The sequence below is a fragment of the Anaerobiospirillum sp. NML120511 genome (assembly GCF_023050955.1).
Taxonomy (GTDB): domain Bacteria; phylum Pseudomonadota; class Gammaproteobacteria; order Enterobacterales; family Succinivibrionaceae; genus Anaerobiospirillum.
The window spans coordinates 61,813-72,514 of record NZ_JALKIK010000011.1 but is presented as its reverse complement, the minus strand read 5'-3'; the positions used below and the strand labels follow the sequence as shown (position 1 = coordinate 72,514).

Sequence of the window (10,702 nt, the reverse complement as noted above, 5' to 3'; positions counted from 1 at the left end):
ATACCGGCGCGGTCCTGCCTGTGCAGCGCCGCTCAGGACGCCGCACGCTGCGCGCAGCCGTGCTGCTGTGCGCTGCGGGCAGCTGTGCGGCTGCTGCGATATTTGCGTGGCGACATGATCACCATCATGAAAGAGCCTGCCGACATGGAGGTGGCAGATGATTAAGGAACGTATCCCCATTACAGGTGAGCTTAAGGATAAAGTGCAGACCCTGATGAAATATGCCGGCTGGCACGAGGACCGCAGGGTTGATATTTCTGCTGCTGAGCAGTATTACGCCCGGCGGGGCATGCCCATGATGAAGAGCACAGCCAGATTCTATCGTCGATACTTTGGGCTGTGCCCGCAATGGTACCTTGAGGTCAGGAAGACCACTCATGCGGCCGATTTCTGGTTTGCACTCTTTCCTTATATGGTCGACTCCATAAAGGACAGTTTTCAGGATGAAATGTTTGCCAGTATGGCAGGTGAGGACCTCAGGATAATCGAGTCCTGTGCCGGTATGCCATGCCAGCCTGTAGGCCATATAGGCTATTACTATCCGGCTGAGGTATGGATAAGCGAGCACGGCAAACTGCTGGCACGCTGGGAGTATCAGGATGAGACAGAGATTTTTGATTCTGTCTTTGATTTGATTGAGCGTGAGCTGCGTACCTGCAAATTTGACTCGGCAGCCATGAAAAGCCTCAGGGCATTCGACGCCAGGTCATAAGTGCCTGTCAGGCGCGACTGTGCCGTAAGCGCTGCGCAGGCCGGGCTGACCGCGCAGCGGGCGGGGCGGCGGCCAGTGCAGCGGGCTTACCATCAGGCTGTAAGGAGATGTTTATGCTGGCAAGAGCCGGTGATGTTTATACTGTCTATAACGAAAAGTATGGTGTCTGGACGGCCTGTCAGATTACGGCCGTAGTGCCGGCTGACCACCTGAGTTCTGATGATCAGGCTGTGGTTCTGACTTATGACTGGGTGGGGGACAGGGGCCTTGAGCCAGGGCAGATTGATAAGCTGCAGGCGCTTTACTATGACTTTTATTACTGGAAAGGGGAGCTCTGTCTGCTCAATGTTCCTGTGCAGGTACCGGGCGATTATATTCTGGTCGGTCAGGTAAAGCCTCTGGAGCATGAGCGCTGCAAGAGTTACGGCTTCTGGGACCGGGGTTACTATGCCTGTCGTCAGCATTTATGGCGTCAGATACCTGATGAGCAGCGTAAGTCCTTTAAGGCAGCCATGTCAGATACAGGTGTTATTGAGCTCAATGGCCGCCAGGTCCAGGCTGCCACCAGGCGCGTCAACGATGAGGTTGAGTCATTTGACTCGGCTCTGGAGCTCAGGGCTCTGCCCTGTGTGTACTCACTTGAGTGTCACCGCTGGCACCCTGATCTGATTGAGTTTTTGCAGAGCAATCCTTTTATCACTCAACTTACGCTGATAAATCATGGCCAGAGAACTCTTGATCTGCGTGGTACGGCTATTACCAGCCTGATGCTGGACATGAACGGACTTGAGCAGCTGTGGACAGGCGAGCGTACTGAGGAGCTGCAGTTCCAGCAAAAAGAGGAAGACCACTGTACTGTTCATGCTCACGACAGTGGTGCCAGGCTGCAGCTGAGCTTTATTGCGCGCTGCCGCCCTCATCCTGAGCTGTTGGCGCTGCAGAGCCTGCATGGCAGCCATATTGATGATTTTGATATTGCGGCCCTGCCTGAGGTCTATCCTGAACTTAAAGAACTCAGACTGTGGGGCGCCCCGGGGCGCCTGCGCGGCATGGACAGTCTGCACAGGTTAAAAGCTCTGCAGAGATTTTCCACTTATGATCTCTTTGGTTTTGAAGCTGATGATGTGCCCCGTCCTGACAGCTGCACTGAGCTTAACTGGCTGTGGATGACCAGTCTGCCCGCCGAGGCGGCCCGTGAGGTCAAAAAGCTGTGGAAAGGACGCAGCGATGTCGACCTGAAAATCACTCAGCCACGTAAGGAGGAGTGGCTGGCGCAGAACCTTGATAATCCTCTGCGCAGCTGGGACGGCTGCGAGCATATCCCGGCCAGAGCAGCCCAAAAAGCGGCCCGGCAGTACCGCAAAACCAGGTCAGAGCTCATCAAACTTGCCGCCAGTGCTGCAGCTGCCCGGGGCGCAGATGATGAGCACGAGCAAATCAGGGAGCTTACTGATAAGGCCCTTGCAGCTGTCAGCGCCTATACTGAAACTTTCAACAGAATGGATTTTATTGAAACTGAACAGCGCGAAGAGGTCTATATGGCTCTTAAGGAAATACTCAACAGCATGGCTCAGGGCGGCTTTGACCGCGATGCCCTGCTTGAGCACTTTGAGCAGCTGCGCGACTTTTAACCGTCCCCGTCCCCCTTACATGGCCCCGGCCCCGAACAGGCCTCAGCCTCGGCCTCAGTAGGGCCAAAGGCCTTGCCCGGATAGCCGGGCTGCCTTTTGATGGCGCTGGAAGAGCGCTGTGGGGCAGGACGTGAGAGTGCGCTCAGGGATTGAACAAATTGATATTGCCACTGGGGCGCGCCTCAGTTATTGTACCTTGTGAGATTTTTCTCAGGTTGCCCGCTGTAACAGGTGGAGCATGGCCCGGACAAGCAACAGAGAGTCATCATGGTCCAGGAAAACAGAAACAGAAAGACAGCCGCCAGTCTTAAGGACTTTGACCAGGCATCTTTTGACTCCCGCATGAATGATATTTTCAGGGAAAATCCCCTGGGCTATGGCTTTGCTTCCACCGCAGGTGACGGCGCTGGCAGCCTTTACAGACCTGGTGCTGCAGCTGCATCTGCTGCCGCTTCAGTTCCGGCCGCCGCAGCTGCTCCTGCCCCGGCCGCCCCTCAGGGCCTGTATGCAGCAGATCAGCAGCTCTGCCAGCTGCCGAACCAGAAGCCTCAGGCCCTGACAGACTTTCAGATGCAGGAGCAGCAAGGCAGGCAGGTGTTTGAGTCCGGGCAGATAATGGATCAGCAGGCCGGGCACAGTCACGGGCACTATGGCTGTGCATCTGGCCGGCACGCCATGGTGCCGCCACAGTCGATCCAGCCTCCGCAGGCTGATCCGGGTGCTCAGCCATGGGCCCCTGATAACAGTCTGCAACCTGGCATGCAGGGGGCACATACTCACAGTGGAGTTCCGGGCATGGCAACTGCAGCGGCCGCTGCCGCAGCAGCTGCCGCAGGCGCGGCCAGTGCCGGCGGTGGAGCAAACCCATGGGGCAGTGCCGCTCCATCAGTGATGCCAGGTCAGGGCTGTCTTATTAGTGATGAGTCTGAGGGTATGGACCGTGCGGCACTGGCAGCTCAGGCTGAGCAGGTGGCTGTCATGGCGGCAGCTGCTGATGCTGCCGGTGCATATCGTGTCAGCCGGAACCACAACCGTGAGGCCATGAGGCTTTCCATGCCATCCTCGCAGCCGCCCCGCTCCATGAGCATGGATGAGTTCTTAAATCAGAGCCAGCACCATAACTCCTGGATAAACACCATACCTGAGCGGCACAGTGCTGGCAGTGGTGCTAATGCTGGCGCAGCTGATGCTGCGACGGCTGCAGCCGCCGTCGCCCGTAGGGCTGGTGGGGCCGGTGCTGTGGCGCCTGGTCATGCCGGGGCATTAAGCGCAGCTGACGCGGCTGCGGCTGCATCCTCCGCAGCCCGTAGGGCTGGTGGGGCCGGTGCTGTGGCGCCTGGTCATGCCGGGGCATTAAGTGCCCCTGAGCCGGCCATTACAGTCAGTGATACTGACAGCGATTATCCAGTCATGGCAGGTCTGCCGCTGCCTGATCTGCAAGATCAGCAGATCGCTGGCTTGAGCATGACCGACGGACAGATCAATTACTATGCTCCTGGTCAGAGTGCTGCAGGCATGCAGCAAGGACCTGCCGACCATGCTGCTCAGTCAGCCATGACGGGGCATGGGGCTGCGGCAGCCGCTGCAGCTGCTGCAGCTGCAGCCTGTACCCACTATGGCGCAGCTGCCGGCAACTTCGGTAATGAGGCCGGAGCTGCCATGTTCAAAAGCATGGCAGGGGAGCCGGATACTCAGGCTGCTCAGGTTCAAACTGCTCAGGCCCTGGCGGCCCGGCTGGCTGCCGCTCAAAATGGCATGTCCTCTCAGGTCCCTGCAGTAGACCCGGCTCAGGGACAGTTTGCTGTGCCGGTCAGGCCAGCTGCCCAGCCAGCCTGGGCTTCGACAGCTGTGCCACCATCGTCAGCCCCATCATATGCTCAGCTTCATGGCAGTGGTCAGTATCAGGATCAGGCGGGGCTTGAGTATCATACTCAGGCGCGGCTTGAGTATCAGGCTCAGCCCCAGACCCAGTCTCAGGAGCACGTACATTCGGCTGTGCCGGGCAGGGCAGCTGCGCACACTTCTTTGCTTTCACCTGCGCAAGCTGCGTCATCTTCGTCCTTTCCTTCATATGCCCATCTTCAGGGAGGTGGCCAGTATCTTGAGCCAGCTCAGGGGCCGTCTGCCTTTCCTGAGGCAGGCGCGCATGCTGTGGGAGGCCAGTCTGACGGCCAGTCTGACGGCCAGGATCAGGGCGGAGCGCTTTATCTTGATGGCTATGCCAGTACTGTGACCGCCCGTACTTTTGGTATTGCCGCTCAGAGTATAGCTGCAGGGGCGGGCGCCGGGGCTGATGCCTTTGATGCGGGCGCCGGGGCTGCAGAACAGGTATACTATGGGGCCCGGCCTGATACAGCCATGGTTCCGGGCATCAGAGATCAGGTCCACAATGGCGCGGACACATCATCGTTCAATCATCCTGATATGGCTGCAGGCATGGGAGGCGCTGACGGTGCAGCCGCCACTGCCGGCCCGGCCGGAGCAGCCAGAGCGGCTCAGGGGGCTTATGAGGCCTACGCCGGTGCCTATGGCAATGACGGTGTATGTGCCGACGCCAGTGTCGACGTCGACTCCGGTGCATATGCCGGTCCCGACGTCGGTACGGTGCAGCCATGTAACTTTGTGCCTGACAGGGCATGCGTTGATGAGGGCGCTAAGGCCCTTAATGCTGTGGACACATTGTCCAGCCAGACCATGTCCTTTGGGGCAGCCTCAGATGACAGAGGCGCTGCTGTCATGCAGACGGCCACGCAGCTGTGTGACAGTTTCAATGCCGCTGAGCAGGCTAATGCGTCTGAGCTGGCCAATGTGGCTGTCAGTCACTGTCAGGATCAGTGGGGCACAGGTGCAGCTGCCGCTGATGATGCTGGTGGCGGGGCGGGCGGCTATGGCGCCGGAGCTGAGCCTGATGCTTCGGCTGATGCTGCAGCTGCAGCTGCAGCTGCCGCTGCCGCTGAGGCAGAGGCTGCGGGGCTGCCATGGCTGCGTGCCCGCAGGGGCACGGGCTGGGCTCAGAGCGCCATGGGCTGGTTTGATGAGGCCGATGCCCATGTTGAAGCTCTGGACGACCCGTTTGCCAGGGCGCCGGGCAGCGCAGCTGACGGCGCGGGCAATCCTGACCTTGATGGCGGTTATGACCATGGAGATCAGGATGGGGCAGGAAGCATGGCTGACGCTATGGCCCCTGCCACAGCCCAGGCTCCCGCCATGGCTGCGGCTGAGGCCGGAGCCGGGCGGAGCCGGGGCTATATCAGGGATGCTGTCCGGCAGGCCCTTGAGAGCATGAATGATATGAGTACAGGAGATAAGCAGGTGGATGGGGTCAATATTACCAGGGGCATGGAGGCTGCAGGCAATGATGTCTTAAAGCAGCGTACTTTCCGCTCCATAGAAATTATCAAAGATCTGGGCATGATTACTGATGACACTGTCTATTCAGCCTACTGTCAGCTCATGCACAAGTCAGGTCTTGATCCTCTGACCCGCTTCCAGCTCATTTCCATCAATGTCATGGCCTTCTTCAAGGAAGGCGGTCTGCTGTCCAGCTATATAGACAATTACAATCCCCGCCAGGGTCAGATTGACTTTGCCACCGCAGTAACCAGCATGCAAAGCCGCAACGGCTTTCTGGTAGTTGAGGCCGGAACAGGAACGGGCAAGACCTTCTCCTATCTGGTGCCGCCAATTCTGGGCGGTCTTAAGGTCATGGTTTCAACCCGCACCAAGGCCCTGCAGGATCAGCTCATTTCCAAGGATATCCCGGCCCTTTTTGACATGCTGGGCAAGGATCATCTCCATGCCATCAGTCTCAAGGGCCAGAGCAATTACATCTGCCGCTATCTGCTTGACGGCCACGGCCGCAACTATATTAACAGCCGTGATTATGAGCGTATTTCCTCATATGTGGACGAATGCACTGACTCCATGGACAGATCACCTCGTAATGCAAAGTTTGGTGAGATTAACTTTGCGGTTAAGGATCGTGACCGTCCTTTCATGGCCTGTGATTACCGTCAGTGCCGTGAGATGTCCGCTACCTGCCCTTATGCCTCCAACCGCCGCGAATTTTTAAATCAGCTCTCTGAGGCTGCACATTATGAGCACAGTGCTTATGGCAACAGCTCAGATGATGAAGAGAGCAAGATTTCTCTTAAGAATATCGATATCAAATCCCTGCCTGATATTGACGGATCACACTGTTTTTCCTTTGCCGCCCGTCAGGAGGCCCGCAAGCGCGATGTGGCCGTAATCAACCACTCGCTGTTCTTTGCGGCTCTGCAAAATCCGGCCGGCTTTGGTGAGCTGGGCTCAAGTCTGCCTCTGCCTGATGTACTGGTCTTTGACGAGGCTCATACTCTTGCAGAGGTGGGCCGTGAGTTCTTCAGTCGCAGCATTTCCCATGAGGGCATTATTAACCTGGTGGAAAAGGCTCATAAGGCCTTTGAAAATACCAGTACTACCATAGGATCAAGTGATCTTGGTACAGCTCTGACCCGTCTTGCCTATCTGTCCAATATCATTAACAATGCCCTGATGCTCATGCCTGAGGGCCGTAACTCTGTTACCCGCATCAAATACCATCACCGCCTCTATCCATCTCCTTTCCAGCTGCTCGGTGCTGACCTCTGTGCTCCTCTGACCTTATCAGTGCTGCCTGAGGATTCTGCCTTTGTCAAAATGGTCAAAGAGGCCCGTGCCCGGGGCAGTGCCGCAGGAGAGGGTATTGATGCCCAGAGCGAGGAGCTCATTGATGACAGCCTGAATATGGACAAGCTGGGCACACGCACTGAAAAGCAGTTTGCTGTAAAACTGGGTGTTCTTTATGAAAAGCGTCGTGCTGACTGGAATCGCATGACAGGATTACATACCAGCAGCAAGGACTCTATGGACTATGAAAATGCCGTAGATGAGCTTAAGGATGTAATCTTTGATGCCAGGGGACGTCCGGAAATTGATCCTTACTTCCGCGCCCTGATGATTGATATGCTCATATTGACCCGTGAGTGCAGAAGCAAGTTCGATAAATTCAAGGAAGTCAATGAGTCTGAGATCGAACCGCTGATTGAGCAGTGTGAGGAAATGGAGCAGTTCATTGCTGACTTCATGACCACCGATCGCGACAAGAGCGGTGCTGTTACCTGGGACAATGCCGGCTGGGTTGAATGTGAGGGTGACCGCCGCTCCCTCGTGGTCTGTCCGGTGGAGATTGGTTCCTATCTGGGCGCTGCCCTGCGCAAACTGCGTGATCTGGGCACCACTGTGATCTTTACCTCAGCTACCATTACTGTGGAAAAGACCTTTAACAAGTTCTGTTACGACATTGGTCTGGGGCTTGATGAAGTAGCCTGCAAGATTGTGCAGTCTCCTTTTGACTATGCCAGCAATTCCTGCATTCTGCGCTCGGCTGACTTCCCGGCCATCAATGCCAGAAACCGTATCAGTGATGGCCTTGAAATGATTGACAGGCTTATCAAAGCCTCACCTGGCGGTGTCTTTATCCTGACCACCAGCAATTATGCCATCAAGGAAGCCTGGGAGTGGGTAAACTCACGCTATGGCCGCAGCCGCAAGGTGTTAAAACAGGGTGATGGCAATATAGGCACATTAATGAAGCAGTTCAGAGAGGACGGCCATGCCATTCTTATCGGCACCTCATCCTTCTGGGAAGGAGTGGACGTACCGGGCAATGCCCTTACTCTGGTTATTATCGACAAGCTGCCATTCAAGCAGGTAGCCGATCCTGTGCTCCAGGCCCGCCGCTACCGCATGGAGCTGCGCACCGGAGGTAACTTCTTCAGCGATGTCCAGGTGCCTGAGACCATTATTACCCTGCGTCAGGGCGCCGGCCGCCTGATCCGTAATGAAAGCGACACGGGCGTACTGGTACTGCTCGACCCACGTGCCGCAAAGTCAGGCTACGCAGGCAGAGTTATCAATTCCCTGCCTGAGATGACCCGTGTCAGCACAGTGGATGAAGCCCTGCGCTTTTTTAACTGACGCCCACCCGGCCGCCCGGGCGGCTTTCCATGCTGCCAGCCACCGCCACCGCCACGGCTGCTAAACACCACGCCCCTGGTCTGGACGGCCAGCCTCCGCCACGGCCATGGCCTCGGGCATGGACGCCCGGCCGCAGCCAGAGCCGCCAGTCACCATCTTTGATGCCTTACAGGGTCGGGCCATGACTGGGGACGGCCACAGGGAAGTACGGTCATCACCATGATTGCCCATAATGACAAAGCCCCGCATTGCGGGGCTTTTGCCTTTGTGCCTCAGGTACAGCACGGCGGGCACAGAGCAGCTGGAGCGTGGCACTGCACAGAGTGCCTGATGCATTGTGCAGTTCAGTGCAGTGCACTGCACTGTGCTGTGGGTGCGGACTTTTCAGGGCTTTGAGTTGTGCAGGGGCTTTGAGCTCTTTTACTTTGGCTGGCCGGAGCGATCGTTCATGATTTCATGAACCTTTTCCAGGAAGCGAACCTTGTTCTTCTCCTGCTCAAGGCGTTTTTGCAGTTTCTTTGTGGTGTTCTTAAGCTCCTTTTTGAGGTGAGCCTGTGCAAGGTACTCCAGTGCCTCTTCACTCTCTACCCGGTCAGCACTGAGCCCCTCTATCAGCCGGTCGCGGGTTTCCACCTCTGACCTGAGTTCATTGACAGTCTCGTGAGTATTAACTGAGCAGTTGTTGGCAAACCAGTTGGCAAGCTCCCTGATCTTTTTAACATCGACATTGAACTGGTTGCACATCATTGCAGTTATCGGTGAGTCATATCCAGCTGATTTGCAGGCCGTGCAGACAGAGTATGCCAGCTCAACGCTGTCAAAGGTTGCAGGCAGCTCAGGCATGCGCTCCTCCATAGGAAGCTCTTTTTTTACTATGTTGGAGGCCGTACTGGCAGCTATGCCCAGTTCTTTGCCAATAGCATTGAAACTCTTTCCTTCTTTGAACAGCTCTATGATCCTGTCGCGGGTATCTTTGTCGAGATAACGTGGCATACTGGTCTACCTTAAAAAAGTGGGAGGCATATTGTGGTCAGGCCATCAGTCATATGCCCTTATCTTTTGTCGTTGTAAAATATTTTGTAAAGAGAAGCGCTTAAGCGTCATTCAGACACTGAGCGCAATTGTACTGCCCGTGGCATATTTCTGCAGTGGTAACTGGTACTGTGTCGGGCACTGCGGCGCATCTTGCTGCAGCAAGACAGGCTTGATGCGGGCATTACCGGACTGATGCGGGCATGGCCGGGCAGGTGTTGGCATTGCCGGGCTGATGCGGGCATGGCCGGGCAGGTGTGGTTCTTACTGGCTGTTGAGATATCTTGAGAGCTTAAGTTCCAGCAGCTCGTTCATATCATTGCACAGCTTTGTGACCTGGTTGCGCTCATGAGCGTAGTACAGTATGGTCTGTTCGCCTGCAGTGAGCAACAGCAGATCGCCATCGGCCTCTTTAAAATACTCGCCCAGCACGCAGTACCTGTGGGCATCCATCTCAAGAATAAAGGTGCTGCTGAGATCTACTGTGATACCGCTGCTCAGTCTGATGCCGGCTGTGAGTGTAAAGAACTCACGCACTGCATCAGGAAAGGTGAATTCAAGAAGATGCTCCTGCTCAGTAATAAGTTCAGGCGCCGCCGGCATTCGTATTTCATCTGTTACCTCAAGCACCTTTGCCAGAGCTCTGCAAAAGCGTGGATAACGGGTACACAGCTGCGGAAAGTTTGTTTTGAAGGTGCTTTGCTTTTCCTTTTGCAAACGTTTTTGCTCACGGGAGAAATTATCCAGCTCCTCAAGATAGCGCTCATGGTATACAGGGCTTGCCTCAACACTTATACCTGCACTTTGCAGTATGGCAACTGCAACCTTCTGGCTCGCAATTAGTGGTACCCATTTAAAGCCGTGCTGGCGCGGTCTGAGCTGCAAAAACTCTCCCGGGCTTAACAGTGAGGCTGTCTGTTCTTTATGTTCATCCCACCACTGCTGCCAGCTCTCCGGAGTGTCCTTTCCCTGAGCCAGATCTGCAAGTCGTGCTGTCAGTTCATCTTTTTCCACTTCCCGTTTACCTCTGAGGTTGTAAGAGCTCACTGTTCACTGGTGCAAAGGCAATCGCTGCAATGCTGATGCGCGCGATATAAGCTGTTGCAGCGGCGCATTTGTGCTCTCCGGCAGCGCAGCACCTGTATGGCTGCGCCAGTGTCAGCCTTTCGGGCCATGAGGTCAGTGAGGGCCTGGCCTGGCCAGATCATCGCCAGCGCGGCTACGGCATGGCATGGCATGGCCTGGCATGACAGCGAGGCGAACAGGCAGTCAGTGCATGACGGACATACAGCCAGGCAGCCTGGCCGCTGTGCGGCCGTCAGGCGGGCCG

General features: G+C 56.1%; 5 protein-coding genes. 3 read left to right on the top strand and 2 right to left on the bottom strand.

All coding sequences use genetic code 11. From position 1 onward, the window contains the following. Nucleotides 1–157: 157 nt before the first annotated feature. The 3 genes from MXE39_RS04900 (at nucleotide 158) to MXE39_RS04890 (ending at nucleotide 8,340) form a co-directional block, all read left to right on the top strand. Complete coding sequence (locus tag MXE39_RS04900) at nucleotides 158–712, top strand: SUKH-3 domain-containing protein (RefSeq protein ID WP_246978337.1); 555 nt, start codon at nucleotides 158–160, stop codon at nucleotides 710–712. A gap of 113 nt (nucleotides 713–825) precedes the next feature. Continuing rightward, nucleotides 826–2,343 carry a hypothetical protein gene (locus MXE39_RS04895; RefSeq protein WP_246978336.1) on the top strand — a complete coding sequence of 506 codons (1,518 nt, stop codon included), beginning with the start codon at nucleotides 826–828 and terminating at the stop codon, nucleotides 2,341–2,343. A 267-nt stretch (nucleotides 2,344–2,610) separates the two neighbouring features. Next, a complete protein-coding gene (locus tag MXE39_RS04890) occupies nucleotides 2,611–8,340 on the top strand; it encodes an ATP-dependent DNA helicase (RefSeq protein WP_246978359.1) in 5,730 nt (1,909 codons plus the stop codon). Between the two features lie 420 nt (nucleotides 8,341–8,760). On the opposite strand, the gene MXE39_RS04885 is transcribed toward MXE39_RS04890, so the two are convergent. Together MXE39_RS04885 and MXE39_RS04880 are read right to left on the bottom strand one after the other, a co-directional pair. Beyond that, complete coding sequence (locus tag MXE39_RS04885; protein WP_246978335.1) at nucleotides 8,761–9,333, bottom strand: helix-turn-helix domain-containing protein; 573 nt, start codon at nucleotides 9,331–9,333, stop codon at nucleotides 8,761–8,763. 303 nt (nucleotides 9,334–9,636) lie between these two features. After that, on the bottom strand, nucleotides 9,637–10,386 hold the full coding sequence (locus tag MXE39_RS04880; RefSeq protein ID WP_246978334.1) for an SMI1/KNR4 family protein: 750 nt from the start codon (nucleotides 10,384–10,386) through the stop codon (nucleotides 9,637–9,639). Between the last annotated feature and the right edge of the window lie 316 nt (nucleotides 10,387–10,702).